Genomic DNA, 22,888 nt, shown 5'->3' on the forward strand with positions numbered 1-22,888 from the left:
GTCTATAATTGCAAAAAATAAAATATTTATTATTTTTTTTAAGAATAATCCATTGAAAAGTATAAAAATTAAAAAACAAACAAATAAAATATTATAGAAAATAACCCCAATACTATGTCTATTTCCCCAAAAGATAGCAACTATCAAAAATAATAATGATTTAATAATATAACAAGATGTATCTACAGAATAATTGAATTTTATTAAATCTATAATTAATAATATTATTTCAACAGCAAAGAAAACAAAAAATGAATATATTGTAATATTACTTATTTTTTTCATTTTTATAACCTTTATTAGGAGAATTCCCAACCTTATCCATAAATTCTTTTACGTCGTTCCCAACAATTGTTGTCCCTGCCAACACAATTGCAGTAATCTCTTTAAAATTAGACTCTTTAGGAGGCTTAAAATCAGGTCCTCCAAAATCCCCAGGGTCTCCTACATCTTCAGGACATCCATTTGCTCCTTTGCCCAATGGACTTTGCTTCTTATTTCCTAAAGGAATAGGATTTCCTTTTTTATCACGTTCTTTTTTTCCCCTTTGAAAAAAGAGTTTTCATTTTTTCTTTTGTTTTCTGTATTTTTTCATTAATTTTTTCAGAAGCTTCCCCTATTGCTTCTTGATAAGACTCATTTTGGGTAACTGCAATAATAGTGCTGTAGTCACCACTGTTGCCCCGACCACAATAACAGCAGTCAATGAAACTGCTTCATATCCTCGCAGATCCACAAAGTTCACTGAATCACCATCGCAGTACACAAACCAGTTTGCCCCGTCACGGATGGGGTCTACTGTCGTGAACCTTGAGACAGCTGGGCTGTAGTCCCTGTAACCGTAGTTGTACAATCCTGTTGCCTTGTCAAACTGCTTCCCTAGATAGCCTAAGTCTTTTGCGCCACTCAAGTCACCTTGTCGTCTATTTAGAATAATTTAAAAATTATTCCATTTAGACAAGTGTCTTTATATTTTGTGCCCAGATAAACGTCTAATATTTCTATTTTATCCTGAATCCTTTCTAGTAAATCTAGTTTTTGCGGATTTGGGGTGTCGTCAAGCTCAAAGATCATTGGACTCTTTGAGGGATCTTCCACAAAAGTAATTTTCAGTTTTTTGATTCTTGAATTATAATTATACAAATATGGTTTTTCATAAGAAACATATCCGTTAAATAAGTATATGTATCTTCCGTTAGCTTCTAGCAATAAATATTCCCCAATTCCATAATCATCTTTTGCTTCTACCCACGGCGAATCAAGAAGCAAAGATGATACATTGTAACCATAATATGTCTGTAATTTCTCTTTCAATTCTGAAGATGCAATTACACTTTGAGGATTTATATAGTCAATGAATTCAAGTTCCTTAAAAGAACAGTATCCTGTAAAAAAAGGTTTTTTACAATTATCCATATAAAGAACTAACCATTCATCATTTTGAAGAGAAAGAAGCTTTTCTTCTTTTTTATCATTTTTTATTATAATCCAATCTAATTCATTTTTTCTTTCAGATTTATATTCATAACTATTTATACCTTCATGACCGAATGGATCACAATAATTAAATGTGATATTTTTTTCTGTAATATCAATCCATTCATCAATACTATTGGCATAGCTTTTTTTATCAAGCGAAAATAATAAATATCCAATCAAAGAAATAATTATCAGTAAATAAAATCGTTTCATAGTATATTTTCCTTATTTATTTTTTATCAAAATTTTTACCTTATCACCAGAAGTCCACTCTTTTTCTGATTTTCCATTTCCAAATTTTAATCCAATTCCTTCTAGCACATCTATCATTTCCTCATGGTCTTTTAGATTTTGAATTTGGCAAGCCAAACTTAATGGACGCCCTTTTAGTTTACCTTGTCCATATTTCTCTCTACTACCTAATGCTGTCATTGCGTTTGGATGAAATAAAACACCTTCTGATTGTTTAACCCCATTTCCTGTAATACTTATTGCTTTATTGTATGAATGACTTTTATTAATCAACGTTCCAGTATATTCTCCGATATCAATTGTCAGACCTTCATGTTTAGGGGAGCCATCGTTTAGAGATGGATTATCTTAAGGAAACAAAAGAAAAAAAACTGATTATTTCTTAAACTCCATTTTATAAGGATCAAAAATAAGTTTATCCATAACTACATCATCATAACCAATTTCAAGGATAAAAGATTGCATATCTCCATTAAATACAGGAATTCCAATATCCCAATTATTTTTTTGCTTATTATTGATTATAAGCTTATTTTTCTTTGTTTTAGTATCATATATATACCAATAAGGAACATCATGATTTTCTTTTTCCGTTATTTGATAAACTTCACAATAACATATAAATTGTCCATCATTTGAAACTGTAAACAACAATGAATTTAGTACCTTTGTAATTATACCTTTTTTAGGATTATATACAAATAATTCAGATGTCAAATTAGGAAATTCTTTATTAATAAAATGATTATCAATACTAAAATAAAAATCTCCATCATCACATAATTTATGATATCCAGAATAATATGCAATTTGGCAAATTAGTCTTTTGGATTTTTCATTGGAAGCAAATAAATGTAACTCAAATCCTTTTTTAGTACTTATTTTTTCGTACATAATTTTTTCATTTTTTTCTAATGGTTGCAAAATTATTTTTTCTTTTCCACCAATACTTAGAACTTCTTGCGCATCAATTGTAAATGATATAAAACATATTTGTAATAACAAAAGAACCTTTTTCATTTCAAGTCTCCTATTTATTCTTTTTATATGTATAAATTTTATTTATATCACTTGTTTCAATCCACATATTTCCATCATTAGCTAATACCCAAGAATCTCTTGGGCGATTAATTTTTTCAGTATCATGTACTGAAGAAGGTTCTATTTTTACATATGTCTCTCCATCAGCATGAGTTTCAATATCCTCAACACCAACCCAATGAAGATGTCCATCTGCATCGTACTTTACCTGCGCAGAAACATATTCTACAGTATCTGAATTACTAATTTCAGTAATTTCCTTTCCAAGATCACCTTGAACCTTTTTTATCCAATAATCATTGGGTAAACCTGTAATATTTGAAGCTCGTGCATAATTGAAGTTTTGTTGTGAATCAAACAAATATGTGTATTGATTAAAATAATCTGGAGTATAATCTTGTCCAGTAAGTGTTATAGAGGCCTCACAATAACCATCTAAATAGCATCCGTTTTCTTTTATGAACCCTATATTTCGATTTGGATTATTGATTTTACTTTGAGTAAGTTTTCTTTCAGGATTGCATGTTACCTGTTCTCCCCATTGCTCTTCTTGCATCACTATCTGAAATTCCATTTAAGCAAGTATAATTAATTTTTATCAAAAAAATTTTCATAAATACTATGTTTTGTTAATTTATATTGTTTTGTTGATTTTTTTATGAAGTCTTTGTAAATCTCATACCACTTTCCCTCATATTCAAATACACCTAGAATACTATTATTTACAAATTCATATATTGTAACATTCGGATAATAACCATCGTATGAATAAATACAATTATTACTCAAATCTATCTTCTTTATTGTATTGTTATCAAACTCAGTAGAATAAATAATACAATCATCTAACAATATCCCATCTGCAACCCATCTTGAACAATCATAAAAGCAGAAATTGGTAATTCGTGAATTAGAATATATAAAACAATTACGATAAGGTTCTTTTATGGAAATCCTTAAGGAAATCCTTAATGCAAAGGCATCTTTTGATAATAAAATTGAGCCTCTGTAATTTGTATCAGGATAATAAATATTTATAGAATCTAAAATTTTCTCTTTATTATCTTTTAATAATAAAATTTTATTATCATCAAATTTTTTATTTGATTTCTTTTGTCCTACAATTTCTATTTTTTTATTTCCAATCTGAGCAGAAAAAAATGTACTACATTTATTTTCTGGATATAGATTAGCCGTAATAGATATAATTAAAAAAATGAAAAAATATTTCATATTAACTCCCTATTTATTCTTAAAAATAGCCGTTGAATTATTTAATGGAGTTATTGAATTTTTTCCTAATTCTCCAAACCCAAGGAATGTTCCTACATATGAATCAAGTTCTGCTTGGTTTGGAATATTAACTACTTCAGTTTGATTTCCACCAGTATGTCCTTGTATTATCTTTATATTAGTAACATTTCCATTATTATCTCTTGTAACATCAGCCACAGTCGCTGTATGCCCTATCCAGCCAGTTCCACCATTTGCCCCTGGTCCTTGCCAGACAAGAACAGTACCAATCTCCACATTGCTATTATTAAAATCTTTATTAGAATAGAAAGTTATATTATTAGTTTGTGTAGAAAAGAAATCTCTTGATTGGATATTACCTATGTCTAAACCTATAGGGTTCCCATCATGAGTTAAATTCCTTGATAAATTTCCCAAAGAAGTTGCAGACGTTCCCTGTCCATATAAATATGTCATAGTGTCAGCACAATCATAATTATCTGGGATTCCCATTTCATTAGCATTATTTACATAATCTTGATATCCTCTTATTGTGTTCATATAGGCTTCTCGATCCTCCTGTGACATATTTCTCGGAGCCAGCCCCCACAAATCCACAAAGTTCACCGAATCACCATCGCAGTACACAAACCAGTTTGCCCCATCTCTGATTGGGTCTACTGTCGTGAACCTTGAGACATCTGGCTTGTAGTCTCGGTAACCGTAGTTGTACAATCCCGTTGCCTTGTCAAACTGCTTCCCTAGATAGCCTAAGTCTTTTGTGCCACTTAGGTCTCCTTGTACAAGTGAGCCGAATGCGTCGTAGGAGTATGTATCTGTCTCAAAGGCAGAATTGTCTGTAGTCGCTCTCACACTTCCTAGTAAGTCTGTCGTGAAATATGAGACATTTCCATCAGCGTTCTGGGCGGCGGCTACTCCGTTCACATTTATAAGCGTTCTCTCTCCAACGTAACGGCTGCTCACAGTTTTGTAGTTTCCTTCATCGATGTTGTAATATCTGTTCCCATCGTTTTTGTCGTCCTCAAGATAGCGGTAGCGGTCTCCTGTCGGGCGTCCTGTGCGGCTTATTCTAAGTCCTGTCTCATTGCTGTCTGTAAACATGCCGTTTGCAAACGTCGGGCTTTGTTTTATGATATCAAAAGTAAAGCCGTCGTAGATGCTTTTCATACAAGCCTCATCTCGGTCTTGAACTAGGATTCGCCTGCCGAATGCGTCGTATGCGTAACGGCTCTCTGATTGTGTTTTTTCCCTTTTATCTATAATCTGTGAACTGCAAAGCCTGTTCCGGCTGCTGTATGAATATTTTTCAAACTTCAGACCCGATTCCCTTGCCAGCATGTTTCCGTTCCTGTCATACATGTATTTTACACAAACTCTGCCGTTACTGCCACTGGAAACAAGCCTGTTTTCTTCATCATAGTTGTAATTGATTGTCCCATTTTTAGTGACAGACTTAATCCTGTTGCCGTTTCTGTCATACTCATAGCTTTCCTTTATGAAAAGCTGCATTGTAGTTATTTTATCTCCAAAACCAAACCCTGCATAGTTGAGGACTGCGGCTAACTTTCCTTTAGTGTCAGCGTCAAGAAACTTGTTTTCTGCCATATCTTCATTTACAGAAAGCATGTTCTCATCCGCTTCTGCCTTAAACTTATCGACCATCGCTTTTGTGTATGGATAATAGACTGCGGAAAGCTTGCCTTTTTTATTGTATTCGTACAAGGTTACAGCCCCATTCAGGTCTACTGTTCCAGTTCTCTTTCCATCCTCGGCATAGACGTAGCCTTCTGCCCAAGTTGTCTTTCCAAAAACATTTTGGCTTATAAAGACAACTCTTCCGGCATTATCATAGACTTTGTTCTGTGTGACTCCGCTTGAGAACTTTCGCTGCGTCTCTCGACCGTTATCATCATACTTTAAATCTATCATGCCCCTCTGCTTGTTCTCGCGCAATTTTATAATCTCATTGTTTTTGCCATATAAATACGTTGTCTCTTTCTTGTGTAAAATCACATTTACTTCAACATCTTAATACCTTAAATATTCTATACTCTCATCAGGATTTATTATGTAACAACAACCTGTATTTTCATCATATTTTGGCAATGCAAAATTTGTTACTTTACAATCTGAATTAATAAACAACTTTACAACAACAGGAGCATCTTGATGAAGATATAATACTACTTTATCTTTTTCTAATTTTATCCTCATCCCACTACAAATTTCATTAGTATAATTTTTATAATTTATTACCTGAGATTTTCGTCGTTGATTTTCAACTATAGTAAAAATAAAATTTTGACTTTCCCTATATTTAAAGTTTGTAACATAATAAACCTTCTTCCCATCATTTGATAATAAATATTCATTTACATCTACATCTATTAGTTCTTGTATTCCCTTTACGAAATCAAATAAGTATAAAAAATTTTTATTTTCTGGTCTGAATATATCATCATATTTTAAACATAAAAATATATTTGAATTCTATTACATTGAATATTATAAATTTCCATTTTATCATTGGAAATTAATAAATTTTCATTTTGATCATAAAAATTTATACGATTAATTAAAATTTTATTTCTTTCTGAAATTCTTGGATAATCTTTTTCATTGTAAGTTTTTGCATTTTTTTCATTATTTTCAACGGTATTAATGGTTTTTATGCTAACTTTATTTGCTCTAGGAAGTCTTTGTAAATTTTCGGAGAAAATATTTTCAATACAAAAAATACATAAAAGATAAAATAAAATTCTTCTTTTCATTTTGCTATACCTCATTATCAATCATCGAAATTATTTATTTTTATTCGAAGTATTCGAAATATTATAAACGATATAATCTGTACAGAGCTCTACAGGAACAACAATTCCAACATCATCAATATTTTTCCAACCTAATCCACCTCTATTATTTCCAGTTGTATCTGTTCCCATAACACTGTCATTATCCGAAGTCGCTGAAACTATATAATATTGGGTGCCATTATCATCTGTATAAACACCATTACATCCTACCCAATGAGAAGAAGTACTTGGCTGTGTCGCGGAACCACTATATTGTACCTTTATACCTATGTTGTAATGTTCTGCACTTGAATCATAATTATTATAGTCTTGTACAGTTAAAGGTTTTCTCATTGAACCCGAAGTACTTACATTTGATGGTAATGGATTATTCCAAATTAAGTCTCCTCTTTCTGTGAAATTGTTGCTATTTTGACAAATAGTTGTTGGAGAAATATTTTGATTCCCATTCGTATATGAAACATTTGTATCTAATGTGATAGCACATCCTCCTAGATTAATCGTAGTTCCATCACTATTTGGAATTTGAGTATTATTGCCTGTCATGTGATAATGAGATTTTATTGGATCAACTTTCAGCCCCCACAAATCCACAAAGTTCACCGAATCACCATCACAGTACACAAACCAGTTTGTCCCATCTTTGATTGGGTCTACTGTCGTGAACCTTGAGACCGCTGGGCTGTAGTCTCGGTAGCCGTAGTTGTACAATCCTGTTGCCTTGTCGAACTGCTTTCCTAGGTAGCCTAAGTCTTTTGCGCCGCTTAAGTCACCTTGTACAAGTGAGCCGAATGCGTCGTAGGTGTATGTACCCGTCTCAAAGGCAGAATTGTCTGTAGCCGCTCTCACACTTCCTAGTAAGTCTGTCGTGAAATATGAGATATTCCCATCAGCGTTCTGGGCAGCGGCTACTCCGTTTACATTTATAAGCGTTCTCTCCCCAACATAACGGCTGCTCACAGTTTTGTAGTTTCCTTCATCGATGTTGTAATATCTGTTTCCGTCGTTTTTGTCGTCCTCAAGATAGCGGTAGCGGTCTCCTGTCGGGCGTCCTGTGCGGCTTATTCTAAGCCCTGTCTCGTTACTGTCCGTAAAAAGTCCGTTTGCAAACGCCGGGCTTTGTTTTATGATATCAAAAGTAAAACCGTCGTAGATGCTTTTCATGCAAGCCTCATCTCGGTCTTGAACTAGGATTCGCCTGCCGAATGCGTCGTATGCGTAACGGCTCACCGATTGTGTCTTGTTTTCGCGGTCAATCACAACGCTCTCACAGAGCCTGTTTTGACTATTGTATGAATATTTTTCAGCCTTCAGACCCGATTCCCTTGCCAGCATGTTTCCGTTCCTGTCATACATGTATTTTACACAAACTCTGCCGTTACTGCCACTGGAAACAAGCCTGTTTTCTTCATCATAGTTGTAGTCTATCGCGCCATTTTTAGTCACCGTCTTGATTCTGTTGCCATTTTTGTCATACTCATAGCTTTCTTTTATAAACAACTGCATTGTAGTTATTCTATCTCCAAAACCAAAACCTGCATAGTTGAGGACTGTGGCTAACTTTCCTTTAGTGGCAACGTCAAGAAACTTGTTTTCTGCCATATCTTCATTTACAGAAAGCTTGTTCTCCTCCGACTCCGCCTTAAACTTATCGACCATTGCTGATGATTGCTTATTTTTCCTGAATATCGCTTCGGCACAGCTTTTTACATCAGTGTAAAAAGTTTGAGCAGAATGTACGTTATGTAGCGAAGCGGCCTGCGGTTTTTCATCTTGGAAGAATTGTATTTATAAACAAAAAAGCTCCTGACAATTATTTCTTTTCTGGAAGTTTGTTCCTTCGGTGAAAGCTTTTCATTCTAGAGCTTGCGTAGCGATTCCGTAGTTTTCTTCGAAAACTACGATGTTGCAATGAAAATTTATTTTCTCCTAATTAAAATAAACATAATTATACCATAAATAACTGCACAAATAAAACAAACTACTACAAAAGTTACATTTTCATGTTTCCAAAAAAAATCTATTTTAGAAAGAAAATAAGACAAAGCAAAAGCTATAAATCCAATAATTATAAATATAATAAAAATAGAAAACCCATTGATCTTTTTCATTTATTTTCTTGGACTGATGAACTTTGCTAGCTTCTTTTCCTAAATCTATAGATGTTGGAATTACACTTTCTCTTACAGCAGATTGCACGGATATCTTTGTCCCCCTTAACGATTCCAATTTTTATCTATTTTTATCCAAATAAATAATAATAGTGCATAAATTACAAAAAAAAGAATTACTAATAGATAATCATTTACTTTCTTTTCCATAGAAAAAAACTGTGCAAGTTTTATGCTTATTAAAATAGATAGTCCTGCTGATATCAAAACAAGAAATAAGTATATTAATGCAGAAGTTATCCTTTTCATGTTAGTTGTCTCCTATAATACTATTTTTTATAAATACTATTTTTTATATCAATTATAGTGGGAACAACATTTTCTCCAACAACCCCAGTTGTGCCTGCCCATTTCGGTTGATTAACTCTAAATTCTTTCATAGTTCCTGTAAGAAGATTTCCAACTTCGCCAGTTGCTGTTGTTCCTGATGCGATTATTCCCTGAGTAATCCCACTAAATAAAGCTGCAGATAAAGCACCTTGTCCCATAGTAGAAGCTATTTCTCCAAAAGATTCTGATTCCCCTTTTATTGCATGAGTCACAAAATCTTTAGCACCGGCATCAACCGCACCTGCCACGGTATTAATTGCCACAGTCTTTACTGCAATTTCACCTATAGCTTGAACTCCAGTTTTCAACCCAGCTGACGCTGCCGTAGTCACAGCTTTTGTAGTAGCATTTACAGCCAAACTTGATACACCGGATGTAGCAGCACCAATCAATGTTGATGTTCCAATAATTGCCAAAGAAGTTTTATCTGTAAAGGTATTTTTTACAGCATCTCCAAAACTTTGACCATTAATCATTCTTCCACCAATCTCTGTTGCAGCTGAAGATACGAAACCAACTGTCGCACCAATAATAACATTTACAAACCTTCCATCAGGATCCACAAAGTTTACAGAATCTCCATCACAGTACACAAACCAGTTTGTCCCATCTCTGATTGGGTCTACTGTCGTGAACCTTGCTACAGCTGGGCTGTAGTCCCTGTAGCCGTAATTGTACAATCCTGTTGCCTTGTCAAACTGCTTCCCCAGGTAGCCTAAGTCTTTTGCGCCACTCAAGTCACCTTGTACAAGTGAGCCGAATGCGTCGTATGCGTAACGGCTCTCTGATTGTGTCTTGTTTTCGCGGTCAATCACAACGCTCTCACAGAGCCTGTTTTGACTATTGTATGAATACGTCTCAGATTTCAAAGAAATTTCCTTTTATAACATTTTTTGATTTTTTCTAGTAACTTATTTAAAGAAAAATACAAAAATGGGGCAACGAAACTAAACAAAATTGCATAGAAATGCATTAGATTTCTTGATAAATAATTTGCCCACACTTTCCACAATTGCTCATATTAAGTCTCTCATGATATCCAATTATTTTTTTAGTACAAAGTCAAATATGCTGTTATTTTCTACAACTAAGGCAATATATATCATAATAAAAAGGATAATATATGACCGCCTATTTCTTTTTATATAAAAAAACTTTCGAAATATAAAAATGAACTTATAGTAAAAATAATACAAAATATATTTGGCTCAAGGAAGTTAAATCTCCAATTATTTAATATTATCACTGGATACAAAGCATACACCAAAAAGGCTAAGAAATATAAAAAAAACTAAAATAAGAAATGTTTTTTTTTCATTTTTACTCACACACTTTTGTAAAATCAATATCTCTCTCCAACCATTTTCTTTCTCTAAATAATATGATTAATCATTTTATTGTTTTTGAAAAATACCTAATTACATTCAATATAATAAATACCAGAGATAACAACATCGGAATATTTTGACCCCTCATATACTTCTAGTATTTCAAGTTGCACACTCCCATCATAATACTCTTCTTTGTTCGATAAAACTATTGTTTGAAAATTAGGAGTATCCTGTAATTCAAATTCTTTAGTATTATTGTCCCATGAAATTCTAATTTTTTTTGCACGAGAATTTTGTTCATAAAGATAAGGCTTATCAAAGCAAATAAAGCCGTTTGCAATCACTATTGTGTTATAGGTAATTAAAGAATTTGGTTCTAAATAAATTTCCTTTTTATCAGACCCCCCTCTTGTCGCCCATGGCATATTTGAAATCCATGTATATTTCGGAAGATATTTTAATTCTGTACCATTTTTAAGTTTTTCTAATAGAAATGAATCAGCTTTTATTACTTTAAAACCATGTAAACAGGGCATTGAATTGTATTTATTATAATCATCACAATAATTATAATATATTTCCCAATTCTTAAAATAATTATTTGAGGAATCTCTTGAGCAAACAAGCGTCAAAAAATCCAAATCTTTTATTGAACATGTAAGAAGAATATATTTATCATTGAGTTTTTCTCTATTTTCGAGCCAATTAAAATATTGGTTTTCAAAAATTTTTGAATTATAGTTTTCGTTTTTTATACCTTCTTTTCCATCCAAACAATTCACTGAATAAGAATCTTTGTTTATAATTATTGAACCATATTCAGAAGGATTGTTATAAACATAACCATATTTTATATTTTGTGAAAATAAAAAATCACATATAAAATAAATTAAAATAACAAATAATACTTTTTTCATAGGTTTCCTCCAGTACAATTATTTATTACAGCCATTTTTTTTACCATTAGATTTATAGTTTCCATTTTTATCATATTTACCATCTTTATGAAGTTCTTTATCTATGATTGTCGTTTTGATAGATTCTCCATCTTGAACACCCCAGTCTTTAAGTACCTCGAAGAACAATGTATTATCTTGTCCAGGCAGAATAACACATTGCTTACTATATGGATTATTATAATCTTCATTTGTATTTGGATTCGTATTTGAATGTTGTAAACCTCGACCTTCAGATAGACCATTTTCAGTATATCCATTAGAGTTATTTTTTTTATCGTCAATAGTTGTTGCATTTGTAATTATAGCAGCTTTACCACTTGCAACATTTGTTGTTGTCCCTATTTTTAAATCAAAAGCTGAACCAGTTTTTATGGTATCATTATATACAGATTGGACTTTATTACCGCTACCATCAAATAAATATTCGGCAGCTATCAAATAATAAGTTGAGAATAACATATAAAGTAAAAAAATTAGCATTTTTCTCATGACCCAAAACGCTCATTTTAGTTATTTTAAATTATGCTCTTCACAAAATTTTTTAGATATTTCTGTCCCGAATTTTGATGCATAAAATAGTTCTTTGTATTTTAAAAAATCAGCCCCTTTTCCTTTCGATTCTTTGATTGACTCAGAAATAATGAAGACTTCTGCAATTTTATAGAGAATTTCGATATATTTTTTTGACTGAAAAAAAACATATTCTGATTCTCGTATCCCAAGAAATTCAAAAACATAGGAGAAAAAGCTCTTATACACACGTATTTGATTCTTTGTACTATATCTATCGAAAGATATTCTACTATCTATATCAATACTCGGTAAAGCTTGCTTTATGTCCCTAGTTATTTGTATTTTCAGTCTATTATTATTCATCGTATAAAACCGTCCTGCTGTAACTGAATAATTGTCTGAAGAAGAACATATTGTGTCCCTCCACCTGCAGAATCTGCCCATGCTTCTACTTCCGAACTAACAACATTGGTTATTGGTTTTACTACTGTAAATTCTTGGTAGGTCGCAGGATTTGTCCATGGTGGTAGACTTAACTCTGAGGCTGTTGAAGTTGTATCAGTAACGAATGAACTTTTTGGTCCAATATCTCCATACCTTCCAACCTTAGTACCAACTTCAAGCGTTTTGGTTACTTCTGTATGTAACGCAGCACCATTATTTGGCGGATAATTAGGTTTACCATTTTGTTGTAACCAACTTTCCGATGTCTCTGGTAAAGCTGTTGATGTAGTTACAAAGGTACTTATAATGCTTGCACTTCCGTAGGCCGCTACTACATCATATACAATTTCACAAGCCGAATCCAACATTTGGATTGTGCCTAAAACGGGATGTCCATTCTTAAAATTTTGAACAGCCATCGCAGAATAATCTCTTCCAAAATCAAGATTGAAAGCATTTTCTGCAGTCGAAAAAATAGCAGTTTTATTTCCATCGCTTACACTCAATCCCCACAAATCCACAAAGTTCACCGAATCACCATCGCAGTACACAAACCAGTTTGTCCCATCTCTGATTGGGTCTACTGTCGTGAACCTTGCTACATCTGGCTTGTAGTCTCGGTAGCCGTAATTGTACAATCCCGTTGCCTTGTCAAACTGCTTTCCTAGGTACCCGCAGTCCGCAGCTCCGGACCTTCAACAGGAGAGCCGAATGCGTCGTATGCGTAGTGGCTCACCGACTGTGTCTTTTCCCTTTTATCTATAATCTGTGAACTGCAAAGCCTGTTCCGGCTGCTGTATGAATATTTTTCAGACTTCAGACCCGATTCCCTTGCCAGCATGTTTCCATTCCTGTCATACGTATATTTTACACAAACTCTGCCGTTGCTGCCACTGGAAACAAGCCTGTTTTCTTCATCATAGTTGTAGTCTATAGCGCCATTTTTAGTCACTGTTTTGATTCTGTTTCCGTTTTTGTCATACTCATAGCTTTCTTTTATAAACAACTGCATTGTAGTTATTTTATCTCCAAAACCAAACCCTGCATAGTTGAGGATTGCGGCTAACTTTCCTTTAGTGTCAGCGTCAAGAAACTTGTTTTCTGCCATATCTTCATTTACAGAAAGCATGTTCTCATCCGCTTCTGCCTTAAACTTATTGACCATTGCTGATGATTGCTTATTTTTCCTGAATATCGCTTCGGCACAGCTTTTTACATCCGTGTAAAAAGTTTGAACAGAATGTACGTTATGTGGCGAAGCGGCCTGCGGTTTTTCATCTTGGAAGAATTGTATTTATAAACAAAAAAGCTCCTGACAATTATTTCTTTTATGGAAGATTGTTCCTTCGGTGAAAGCTTTTCATTCTAGAGCTTGCGCAGCGATTCCGTAGTTTTCTTCGAAAACTACGGTGTTGCAATGAAAATTTATTTTCTCCTAATTAAAATAAATATAATTATACCATAAATAACTGCACAAATAAAACAAACTGCTACAAAAGTTACATTTTCATGCTTCAAAAAAAAATCTATTTTAACAAGAAAATAAGCCAAAGCAAAAGCTATAAATCCAATAATTATGAATATAATAAAAATAGAAAACCCATTAATTTTTTTCATTTATAAATCCAATTTTTACGTTTTTTTCAAATGGAATTAACTTGCTTAATGCAAAACTTGAAAAGCACTCCATAATCAACAAAATTAACATCGATACCTTTTTCATTATTTACCCCACAACATAACCACAATTATCTTTTTTTAATATATTCATATATCTTTAGTAATACAAAAACAGGTAAAGCATAAAACAAAAGCATAGAAATAATAGCAGCAATATCTCTATTATGCGTAATACGTTCAAAGAAAAACATCACATTCTTTGGAAATTTAGGATAACAGCTATTTATCATCAACAACATAAAAAAAGGCAAGGCACTAATAATAACTAGAAATAAATATTTAATGATTCTTTTTGACATTTATTGCTCCATTCGAGTTTATTGAAGTTTCTTGTACAAAATCGCTTGTTTCTTCCGATCGATTTAAGAATTCTTGTACAGAACCAATTGCCATTTCTTTAGTCAATGTATTCATTAATGAATCTCCAACAGTCGTTAACCCATTATTAGATCAAATTTCGAGTTTTAGATAAATTTACAAAAAAGGCATTCTCTGTAAAATTTGAATAACGACAAACAAAAATACGGAGGAATGCCATGACCGAAAACAGCCTGATTACATTATATTGCATAGAGGATGATTTTATCCATAGATTTCTTGAAACTTCTGCAGGAAAAAAGAATCTTGCCATGTATTATGGGAAACGTGCACCAAAACGCAGAATGCCGATAGCAGATGCCGTCATATTAAATCTCATCCGTTTTTTTGACCGTACCGGCGACTTGAAGACTTTTCAGCTCGTTCTTCGGTTTTAAATTGCAGGGTATCTGCACTCTGACGGTACATTAGTCTGGCTCTGCTTCCGTCCCCGCAATGAGCATGACAGCAAGACTTTTGTAGATATTACGGAAGGGCTTGAAGACATCTTCGTTACTGACGCAGACTATCTTCTGAAAGAGGATGACTTGAAGAAAATGTATGAGTCAGGCAGAAAAACTTGTACTGCAACCAGAAAGAACATGAACCGTCCTATGGCAAAGGAACAGTTTCAGATTCTTCTAAAACGCAATAGAATCGAAAATGTTTGGTCTGTTATGAAGATGAATTACAATCTGATTTATCACAGGGAAACAAGCGTAAGCGGAATGTTCAGACACTTCTTCTACAGTATATCTGCATTTTTATTTCATTTAGTTGAAGATGCAAAGCTATGGTTCTTACCTAATCTTGCTGCCGTTGAAAAACTTGAATTTTGACCTTTTAGTTATTTTAGTTAATTTTTAACTCTATGGTTTATTTAGATGCCACTAATAAGCTTATGTATAAAAATAGAGGAAAGGCATCATCTAAAAAGTCTGTTTCATCTAGAAAAAATGGTAAACTTGGAGGTAGACCTCCAAAAGAAATCTCTGATAAAAAAAAGAATACAGTATTTAGGAGATAAATCTCTTTTTGAAAATAGAGTTTTAACTGAAGAAGAAAGATCAGAACATGTTGAGTTATTAAAGGCTATTACAGCTTGGGAACATTCAAAAAAAATTAAAATCTGATAAGATTTTGAATAATTTGCTTGAAAACTCGTTTTGAAAAGTGTAATATCTTTATATGAACTCGCTTAAAAAAGTGTGTCTTTATAATAAAAACTCCATAAAAAAAATGTCTTAGGTGATTTGTATGTTTAGAAGAAAAATAATGTTAGAGCTAGAAAATTGGAAGAACTCTAGTGGAAAAAAGAAAGCTATCGCTATAAAAGGTCTTCGGCAGATTGGAAAAACTTATAGTGTTCGTGAATTTGCAAAAAAGAATTATAAAAATAGTATTTATGTAAATTTCAAAGAAAATGAAAGTGCAAAAAAAATTTTTGATTATGATTTGAATGTTAATAGAATTATTATAGATTTATCGGCTTTATTTCCTGATTCTCGATTTGAAGAAGGAAATACTGTAATAATATTTGATGAAATACAAGAATGTGCTAATGCTCGATCTAGTATCAAACCATTTTGTGAAGATGGTAGATTCGATATTATTGCTACAGGCTCTCTTCTTGGAATAAAAGGATATAATAAAAAGAAAGGGAAAGGTGTTCCAACTGGTTTTGAACGTGTTGTTTACATGAAACCTATGGATTTTGAAGAATTTCTATGGGCAAAAGGTATTAATGAAAATGTTATTGCTTATATTCGGGAATGCTACGAAACTAAAACTCCTGTAAGCGAAGCAACTCATCAAGCGATGCTTAGATATTTTAAGGAATATATTTGTGTTGGTGGATTACCTTATATTGTTGATAGATTTATTTCTACAAATGATATGAATGTTGTTTGGCAAGAGCAACATGATATTATCGAAGAATACAAAGATGATTTTGGTAAACATCTTGATGAAAATGAAAATGAAAAAATTGACATTTCTTTGCTTGGTAGAATAAATAGAGTTTTTGATTCAATCCCAGCTCAATTAGCAAAGGAAAATAAGAAATTTGTATTTTCTGCTTTGGAGAAAAAGGGACGCTCTGAAAAATATCTTCCTGCAATACAATGGTTGTGTGATTTTGGAATTATAAATCTTTGCTACAATCTTAATAATATTTCCGAACCACTTGAAGGAAACAAAATAGATAATATTTTTAAAATCTATATTCAAGATTCAGGACTTTTTATTTCAATGCTTGATAGAGATTGTGCTGCAAAAATTCTTTCTGGAGATTTAGGATTTTACAAAGGTGCTATTTTTGAAAATATTATCGCTGATAGTTTTTCAAAACAAGATAAAAAACTTTATTATTTTCATAAAGATTCAGGTCTTGAAATAGACTTTATTTCAAAAGTAAAAGATGAAATCTCGCTTATTGAAGTAAAATCAACAACAGGAAATACAAAATCTGCTAATACTGTTTTAAAAAATCCTCAATATGATGTGAATGTTTGTTATAAACTTTCAGAAAACAACGTTGGTGTTGCTGAAAATAAAATAACAATTCCATATTATATGGCTTTTCTTTTATAAGAAATTAGGTAAAAAGGTGATGAATGGACGATTTTTATTTTAAAGATAGTGTAAAAAACGATCTTGCAGGGAATTATGTTTGTTTACTTTCTTTTTTGGCTCTACATTGTTTACCAGAAACTATTATACAGCAAAGAAAATATCCTTATGAAAAATACGAAGATTTTTATTTTTCGAATGAAAATAATTTTCATGGAATAAGTCTAAGAACTTTTGGTAGTGGAGGTATGCATTATAGACCTGTTATAGCATACAAAAATAATGGCTGGGGTCCATTTTCTTGGCCATCCTTTAAGATTCTAGATTTAATAGATTGTGATGATAAAGAAAAAGGAATGTGGGAAACTTATGTACCTGTTCATCATTTAATGAATTGGAATATTGTTAAAAAATAGGGAACAGTAATGAATAGAAAAATATTATGTTTTGTATTGATATTAATTTCTTTCATTTTTATATCTTGTCCTAGTAATATTCCAACATGGATGGTAGAAAATGGTCAAGAAATTAAAAATTATCCTAGTTGGTCAACTTCATGCAATGCTTTTTCAGAATGGATGGATTGGCAAAGTGAAGATGGAAAAAGACTTCATAATTTGGTAGATGATTCAATTATTTCCGATGAATATGCAGGTAAGTTTAGAATAGGTCTCAGAGGACAAGAAATTATTATAGGATTTAACAATCAGAAAGGTAATTGTATCAAATTATATAATTGGTATGGAGAAGTTACTAGTTGGAATGATTCTGTCGTATTTGTAGACCAAGAGGAGCCTGACAATAAATTTGTTTATGACTGTTATTGTAGAAAACAAAAGGCAGAAAAAAATACAGAAAAAAACAAAGCAAAAGTAGAGATAACAAAAATTGATGAACAAACATTTAATTTTAAACAGACTGTTATTGATGATGTTATAATTGATTGTGAGTTCAAAAATTTAATATATTTTTGTGTTGATTTGGAACAAAATTTTCATACGAAACCAATAGAAATTCCTATAAAGTTTTGTGATTTTTTCCCTGTTGAATTTTTCTCAAAAGAAGAATCTTTTTTATATTTTTATCCTGTAGATGGTTCTAGTAATTATAAAAAAATTGCGTTTCATCCAAATACTCTATTTAAATATATTTATTGTCCAGAAGGTATATCCTTTAGAGAAATAAATGAAGATAAAACAAAAATTTCATTTAATTTATTAGATTCAGCTCAGAGTGATTATATAAATTATTTTGAAATTCAAGTTAATTCACAGGAAGATGTAAAAATTCTTTTTTATAAGGAAGAAAACGGAACTCCAATTCTTATTAATAAATTAGAAAAACCAGAAATTAAATTTGAATGGTTGTTAAATCCTGAGACAGGAGAAACAAAAATATATTAGGTCAAATTTCGAGTTTTAGATAAATTTACAAAAAAGGCATTCTCTGTAAAATTTGAATAACGACAAACAAAAATACGGAGGAATGCCATGACCGAAAACAGCCTGATTACATTATATTGCATAGTGGATGATTTTATCCATAGATTTCTTGAAACTTCTGCAGGAAAAAAGAATCTTGCCATGTAGTATGGGAAAGGTGCACCAAAACGCAGAATGCCGATAACAGATGCCGTCATATTAAATCTTATCAGGATTTTTGACCGTACCGGCGACTTGAAGACTTTTCATAAAAATGCAGAGAATCATTACAAGGTATATTTTCCGTCGCTTACAAACTATGAGAACTTTATGAAAGCGTCGAACAAATCGGCAGGATTTATAATTGCATTCGTGCAGTATCAGCTTTACCTCAACAGGATTCGCTGCACGGACAGTGTTTTCTATGTTGATTCAACCCCTGTTTCTCTGTATGTAAAAACCGCTATATTTCGTCCCATAAAGTTTCAAAAGGTGTCGCAAGCAGGGGAAAATCTACAAAAAGCTCGTTCTTCGGTTTTAAATTGCAGGGTATCTGCACTCTGACGGTACATTAGTCTGGCTCTGCTTCCGTCCCCGCAATGAGCATGACAGCAAGGCTTTTGTAGATATTACGGAAGGGTTTGAAGGCATCTTCGTTACAGACGCAGGCTATCTTCTGAAAGAGGATGACTTGAAGAAAATGTATGAGTCAGGCAGAAAAACTTGTACTGCAACCAGAAAGAACATGAACCGTCCTATGGCAAAGGAACAGTTTCAGCTTCTTCTAAAACGCAATAGAATCGAAAATGTTTGGTCTGTTATGAAGATGAATTACAATCTGATTTATCACAAGGCAAGAAGCGTAAGCGGAATGTTCAGACACTTCTTCTACAGTATATCTGCATTTTTATTTCATTTAGTTGAAGATGCAAAGCTATGGTTCTTACCTAATCTTGCTGCCGAAGCCTGTTTTACTTCATTATTCTCTGAACTTTCAAACTGAACTGCCATATCATAAATATCAAGGTACATGTCACATGGATACTGTGAGTAACTATAAGATTTGCTTTTAAAAAGTTTATTAAAAACAAAATCTCTGCCCGAAGATTCTGTTACTGTGCCTGAAAGGCTTTTTGAAAAACTTTCGAGAAAAATTTTATATTTATAATGGATTAATATACCATGGGATATTGGTAATACTTACCTGCGATGCCAGAATCCAGCCGGCATTCCAATTACCATCTGTTTTATAGTAACACCGGTAATACAGATTATCAGTTGATTTGAATAAAATTAATACTTCCTGTGCCTCTTTTAAGATATTTTTCTTTTCTGATGTATCTGGTCGTAAATAAATTTCCGCCGTTTCTTTTACAAATCCCCGGTTTTGGAACCATATGCATTCATCTAACCTTCCTTTATTAAAAATCGTATCAGGTGCATATACTAAACGAATCTCATTTCCATAAATCGAATTAAAAAATATATGATTATGGAAATATAATCCAAATCTGTCGCTAAAGTCCCTCTGATTATAATTTATATCTCCGCTTCTTATTGTTGAGCAGCTGGTATCTTCAAATATCAAAGGATTTTCATGTAATTTATCAATTTTTTCATACATTTCGTCAGAGAAATTATCCAGTACTATTTCAGAACCTCCCAGAACCCCTTTCATTCCAAAGCCGGAACAATCACTTTCCGGTATGAAAACCGGGATTTCATAGCGCCAGGTTTCAACATAAAAGTCTTTAAATATACCGGTCGGATTACCATAAGGAAGCTTTGCTTTATTGTTATGAATGGCAGCATATTCCCATTCGGCATTGGAAGGCAGTCTGTATTCTTTCCCTTTTTTTAGTGAATACCATTGAATAAACATTAATGATTCATACAAATTAAGAAGTGCACAGCTGTTATTCTCATTTAACTTATTATTGATAAATTCCGTCCAATAATTGTCTCTGTAAAATGAAAAAGGATAATCTGTCTGATGTATAAAGTTCTTTACTTCCTTTACGGTAATCTCATATTCAGAAATAAAGAATTCTGATAGCTTAATATCCTGTTCTTTGCAATAATATTTTTTTATTGTCGGGTTGTTTTTATAATAATCTTCATAATATATGAATTTATTATTTCCAATATTATATTTTTCTGTACTCGGAATTTTTATAAAATCAATTGCAAAAAATAAATATGAGAAATTCATAAGAAAAAGAATTTGTATAAGTTTTTTCATTTATTTTCCCTTTTTTGTCATTTCAGGCTTTGTTCAGGCTGTCTGTTCTCCGCCGGCTTGTCCGCTGCCATCTCTGCGGGGGGCGGAATTTATCCTGCAGATGCCCCCGTAACGCATCCAAGATAATTTACAATCCAAGTTCATATTCATTTGTATTATTTAAGCCAAATGCCCATAATGAATCATCATTTTTTATAACCATACTATGATAATTTGAAATATCAAAATCTTTTACATCATCCATTATCAAAACAGGAGTATCTCTTTTTTGTCTTGTGCCATCTCCTAGGCAGCCAAAATTACACCAACCACCTCCACATGAAAATAATTTATTATCATGTGTTAAAATTAACGAATGAAATTCCGTCCCTTTTGCTTTTTTTACATTATCCATTACATATCTTGGCTGGACTAGATACCCTTCTGTATCACCAATACCCAAAGCTCCATAACTGGAAAATCCAAAAGCAAATAACTGCCCGTTATTCTTAATATAAAAAAAATCGCTTATTTCTTTTATATCACTATCAATAAATGAAGCTTCCCCATTTTCAATTTTAACTAAATCATTTTTATTAGTAATTAAGAAAACGTAATCATTGACATAAATTTTAGAAATAGACTCTGCAATTTTTATAGGTTTTGGAATTACTTTTTCTTGAGATTTGCTTAACCGGCCCTGATAATTTGAGCCCATGCCCCACACTGTCCCGTCTTCTTTTAGATATATCAGGATATTGTTTTTTGAAATAACATCTAAAACATTATCATCTACTTTTTTAATTTTTTCAGAAAATGGATAGTATATATAATCCATACTATATTCTGAAATTTCAATATCTCTTAATTCAGCTCCATACATCCACAATGATTTATCTTTTGAAATAAAGGCGCAGACATAATCTTTTTCATAAAAGTAAGTTACATTTTTTGCGGTCTCTGCAAAAAATATATCTGAAAAATACATTGATTTTGAATCAGGATGTAATAATGTATCATTTTCCAACAGGATATTAATATTTGAAAATATTTTCTTTACGGAATCCTTTATTTTTATAAAAGAATTACATTCCGAACATTCACTCTTCATATATGGAAATGGCTGTGCATAAAGCCCTGTTGCCCATACTGATAAATCTTTTTTTAAAACTACAGAATAAACATCTGTCGCATAAACACTTTCAACATCGGTCAGTACACATTTTGGAAATAATTGATTTTCAGTTGTTCCATCTCCAAGTTGTAATGCAAATGAATTGAAAAAAAATAAATAAATGACAAAAAAAATAAAATTTCTTTTATCTTGTAATGATGACAACATTTGTACCTCCTATCGTTTGTTTTACGTCGTTATAATTCTGCTCAACAGCATTTGTGTGATTTCCTGCTTTTTGCTTATTAGTCTGTTGGTCTTTTGTTTGCGTTACAGCTATACAGCCGGGGAAATTCTTTGTTCAGGAGACTCGGCAGCAATCTTGAAGTTTTACAAAAACTTCAAGGCCTAAGAAGAACATTTTTTAATAAAACTTATTATACATTTTTCTAAATCATTCAAAAATAAAATATTTGCCTTATTTATTCCTTCTGAAACTTGTATAGTAATTGCAAACCTGCTTGGGATATGTTCTACATCAAATTTTGAATCATCCTCATTGTAATACCAAATTTTTATAATTGATTCTTTATAAACATTTCTTACAATATCTCGGATTTCTTCTTCGAAAACAGATATCTGTTCCTTTTTAAATTTAAGAATAGAATCTTTAAATAAGATTATTCCATGAATTTGAGCTAAAGTTGTATCTTTTTCATTCTGAAATATTAAATCAGACAAACAATACGAATAATCCGAGATATTTTTTTTCTGCCAGTAATCACAATAATATAGTTTTTTATCCATATCTTTAATCCACTTACTGAATAAACTGAATAGATGTTACGGCAGGAGCTGCAAATATATTCATTGGATTAACTACAATATACATCTTCTACTAAATATTCCTTTTTTAGCGTATCCAAAAGTCTGTCAC

At 32.1% G+C, this 22,888-nt stretch carries 30 protein-coding genes and 1 pseudogene; 8 read left to right on the plus strand and 23 right to left on the minus strand.

Annotated features, from left to right (window positions below):
• The 20 genes and pseudogenes from H9I37_RS11360 to H9I37_RS11410 form a co-directional block, all read right to left on the minus strand.
• A partial coding sequence (locus H9I37_RS11360; protein ID WP_222864156.1) for a hypothetical protein occupies positions 1-285 on the minus strand: 285 nt, incomplete at its 3' end.
• Positions 269-481 (minus strand): hypothetical protein, encoded by a 213-nt coding sequence (locus tag H9I37_RS00005; protein ID WP_187380446.1) that lies wholly within the window; start codon positions 479-481, stop codon positions 269-271. The genes H9I37_RS11360 and H9I37_RS00005, both read right to left, overlap by 17 nt.
• A gap of 135 nt (positions 482-616) precedes the next feature.
• On the minus strand, positions 617-910 hold the full coding sequence (locus H9I37_RS11570; protein WP_187380447.1) for an RHS repeat-associated core domain-containing protein: 294 nt from the start codon (positions 908-910) through the stop codon (positions 617-619).
• A gap of 17 nt (positions 911-927) precedes the next feature.
• Positions 928-1,692, minus strand: coding sequence for an NADase-type glycan-binding domain-containing protein (locus tag H9I37_RS00015; RefSeq protein WP_187380448.1), 765 nt, complete (start codon positions 1,690-1,692; stop codon positions 928-930).
• A gap of 12 nt (positions 1,693-1,704) precedes the next feature.
• Positions 1,705-2,004 (minus strand): hypothetical protein, encoded by a 300-nt coding sequence (locus tag H9I37_RS00020; protein WP_187380449.1) that lies wholly within the window; start codon positions 2,002-2,004, stop codon positions 1,705-1,707.
• Positions 2,005-2,106: 102 nt separating this feature from the next.
• On the minus strand, positions 2,107-2,751 hold the full coding sequence (locus H9I37_RS00025) for a hypothetical protein (RefSeq protein WP_187380450.1): 645 nt from the start codon (positions 2,749-2,751) through the stop codon (positions 2,107-2,109).
• A 10-nt stretch (positions 2,752-2,761) separates the two neighbouring features.
• Positions 2,762-3,346 carry a hypothetical protein gene (locus tag H9I37_RS00030; protein WP_187380451.1) on the minus strand — a complete coding sequence of 195 codons (585 nt, stop codon included), beginning with the start codon at positions 3,344-3,346 and terminating at the stop codon, positions 2,762-2,764.
• Positions 3,347-3,360: 14 nt separating this feature from the next.
• Positions 3,361-4,005 (minus strand): hypothetical protein, encoded by a 645-nt coding sequence (locus H9I37_RS00035; RefSeq protein WP_187380452.1) that lies wholly within the window; start codon positions 4,003-4,005, stop codon positions 3,361-3,363.
• A 9-nt stretch (positions 4,006-4,014) separates the two neighbouring features.
• On the minus strand, positions 4,015-5,955 hold the full coding sequence (locus H9I37_RS00040) for an RHS repeat-associated core domain-containing protein (protein ID WP_187380453.1): 1,941 nt from the start codon (positions 5,953-5,955) through the stop codon (positions 4,015-4,017).
• A gap of 536 nt (positions 5,956-6,491) precedes the next feature.
• Positions 6,492-6,797, minus strand: a complete 306-nt coding sequence (locus H9I37_RS00045) for a hypothetical protein (RefSeq protein ID WP_187380454.1) — start codon at positions 6,795-6,797, stop codon at positions 6,492-6,494.
• Positions 6,798-6,827: 30 nt separating this feature from the next.
• Entirely contained in the window at positions 6,828-8,498 is a 1,671-nt protein-coding gene (locus tag H9I37_RS00050) for an RHS repeat-associated core domain-containing protein (protein WP_187380455.1), read from the minus strand.
• Between the two features lie 781 nt (positions 8,499-9,279).
• On the minus strand, positions 9,280-10,209 hold the full coding sequence (locus tag H9I37_RS00055; RefSeq protein ID WP_187380456.1) for an RHS repeat-associated core domain-containing protein: 930 nt from the start codon (positions 10,207-10,209) through the stop codon (positions 9,280-9,282).
• 545 nt (positions 10,210-10,754) lie between these two features.
• A complete protein-coding gene (locus H9I37_RS00060; protein ID WP_187380457.1) occupies positions 10,755-11,588 on the minus strand; it encodes an NADase-type glycan-binding domain-containing protein in 834 nt (277 codons plus the stop codon).
• Positions 11,589-11,606: 18 nt separating this feature from the next.
• Positions 11,607-12,119, minus strand: a complete 513-nt coding sequence (locus H9I37_RS00065) for a hypothetical protein (RefSeq protein ID WP_187380458.1) — start codon at positions 12,117-12,119, stop codon at positions 11,607-11,609.
• 21 nt (positions 12,120-12,140) lie between these two features.
• Positions 12,141-12,506, minus strand: coding sequence for a hypothetical protein (locus tag H9I37_RS00070; RefSeq protein ID WP_187380459.1), 366 nt, complete (start codon positions 12,504-12,506; stop codon positions 12,141-12,143).
• Positions 12,503-13,117, minus strand: coding sequence for a TNT domain-containing protein (locus tag H9I37_RS00075; protein WP_187380460.1), 615 nt, complete (start codon positions 13,115-13,117; stop codon positions 12,503-12,505). Before H9I37_RS00075 ends, H9I37_RS00070 begins: the two co-directional genes overlap by 4 nt.
• 33 nt (positions 13,118-13,150) lie before the next feature.
• Positions 13,151-13,225: pseudogene (locus H9I37_RS11575) on the minus strand (hypothetical protein); the annotation flags it as partial.
• A gap of 26 nt (positions 13,226-13,251) precedes the next feature.
• On the minus strand, positions 13,252-13,752 hold the full coding sequence (locus H9I37_RS00085) for an RHS repeat domain-containing protein (protein WP_187380461.1): 501 nt from the start codon (positions 13,750-13,752) through the stop codon (positions 13,252-13,254).
• Between the two features lie 583 nt (positions 13,753-14,335).
• A complete protein-coding gene (locus H9I37_RS00090) occupies positions 14,336-14,566 on the minus strand; it encodes a hypothetical protein (RefSeq protein ID WP_187380462.1) in 231 nt (76 codons plus the stop codon).
• Entirely contained in the window at positions 14,547-14,681 is a 135-nt protein-coding gene (locus H9I37_RS11410; protein ID WP_255422442.1) for a hypothetical protein, read from the minus strand. The genes H9I37_RS00090 and H9I37_RS11410 overlap by 20 nt, the downstream gene beginning before the upstream one ends.
• A gap of 122 nt (positions 14,682-14,803) precedes the next feature.
• On the opposite strand from H9I37_RS11410, the gene H9I37_RS00095 reads away from it, so the two are divergent.
• The 8 genes from H9I37_RS00095 to H9I37_RS00130 all read left to right on the plus strand — a co-directional run bounded on the left by H9I37_RS00095 (position 14,804) and on the right by H9I37_RS00130 (position 19,619).
• On the plus strand, positions 14,804-15,022 hold the full coding sequence (locus H9I37_RS00095) for a hypothetical protein (protein ID WP_187380463.1): 219 nt from the start codon (positions 14,804-14,806) through the stop codon (positions 15,020-15,022).
• A gap of 12 nt (positions 15,023-15,034) precedes the next feature.
• A complete protein-coding gene (locus tag H9I37_RS00100; RefSeq protein ID WP_222864208.1) occupies positions 15,035-15,463 on the plus strand; it encodes a transposase in 429 nt (142 codons plus the stop codon).
• Between the two features lie 32 nt (positions 15,464-15,495).
• The gene (locus tag H9I37_RS00105) at positions 15,496-15,651 is read left to right on the plus strand and encodes a hypothetical protein (protein ID WP_187380464.1); all 156 of its coding nucleotides are present in this window, start codon (positions 15,496-15,498) and stop codon (positions 15,649-15,651) included.
• Between the two features lie 230 nt (positions 15,652-15,881).
• On the plus strand, positions 15,882-17,216 hold the full coding sequence (locus H9I37_RS00110; protein ID WP_187380465.1) for an ATP-binding protein: 1,335 nt from the start codon (positions 15,882-15,884) through the stop codon (positions 17,214-17,216).
• 23 nt (positions 17,217-17,239) lie between these two features.
• The gene (locus H9I37_RS00115; RefSeq protein ID WP_187380466.1) at positions 17,240-17,611 is read left to right on the plus strand and encodes a hypothetical protein; all 372 of its coding nucleotides are present in this window, start codon (positions 17,240-17,242) and stop codon (positions 17,609-17,611) included.
• A gap of 9 nt (positions 17,612-17,620) precedes the next feature.
• The gene (locus tag H9I37_RS00120; protein WP_187380467.1) at positions 17,621-18,598 is read left to right on the plus strand and encodes a hypothetical protein; all 978 of its coding nucleotides are present in this window, start codon (positions 17,621-17,623) and stop codon (positions 18,596-18,598) included.
• 485 nt (positions 18,599-19,083) lie between these two features.
• Positions 19,084-19,191: a hypothetical protein gene (locus tag H9I37_RS11580; protein WP_187382482.1), complete on the plus strand. Its 108-nt coding sequence runs from the start codon at positions 19,084-19,086 to the stop codon at positions 19,189-19,191.
• On the plus strand, positions 19,170-19,619 hold the full coding sequence (locus H9I37_RS00130; RefSeq protein ID WP_222864209.1) for a transposase: 450 nt from the start codon (positions 19,170-19,172) through the stop codon (positions 19,617-19,619). Before H9I37_RS11580 ends, H9I37_RS00130 begins: the two co-directional genes overlap by 22 nt.
• A gap of 159 nt (positions 19,620-19,778) precedes the next feature.
• On the opposite strand, the gene H9I37_RS00135 is transcribed toward H9I37_RS00130, so the two are convergent.
• The 3 genes from H9I37_RS00135 to H9I37_RS00145 all read right to left on the minus strand — a co-directional run bounded on the left by H9I37_RS00135 (position 19,779) and on the right by H9I37_RS00145 (position 22,758).
• Positions 19,779-20,858: a formylglycine-generating enzyme family protein gene (locus H9I37_RS00135; protein ID WP_187380468.1), complete on the minus strand. Its 1,080-nt coding sequence runs from the start codon at positions 20,856-20,858 to the stop codon at positions 19,779-19,781.
• Positions 20,859-20,985: 127 nt separating this feature from the next.
• Positions 20,986-22,179, minus strand: coding sequence for an RCC1 domain-containing protein (locus H9I37_RS00140; protein ID WP_187380469.1), 1,194 nt, complete (start codon positions 22,177-22,179; stop codon positions 20,986-20,988).
• Positions 22,180-22,359: 180 nt separating this feature from the next.
• The gene (locus H9I37_RS00145; protein ID WP_187380470.1) at positions 22,360-22,758 is read right to left on the minus strand and encodes a hypothetical protein; all 399 of its coding nucleotides are present in this window, start codon (positions 22,756-22,758) and stop codon (positions 22,360-22,362) included.
• Positions 22,759-22,888: the final 130 nt, after the last annotated feature.

Source organism: Treponema sp. Marseille-Q3903 (assembly GCF_014334335.1).
Classification (GTDB): Bacteria; Spirochaetota; Spirochaetia; order Treponematales; family Treponemataceae; genus Treponema_D.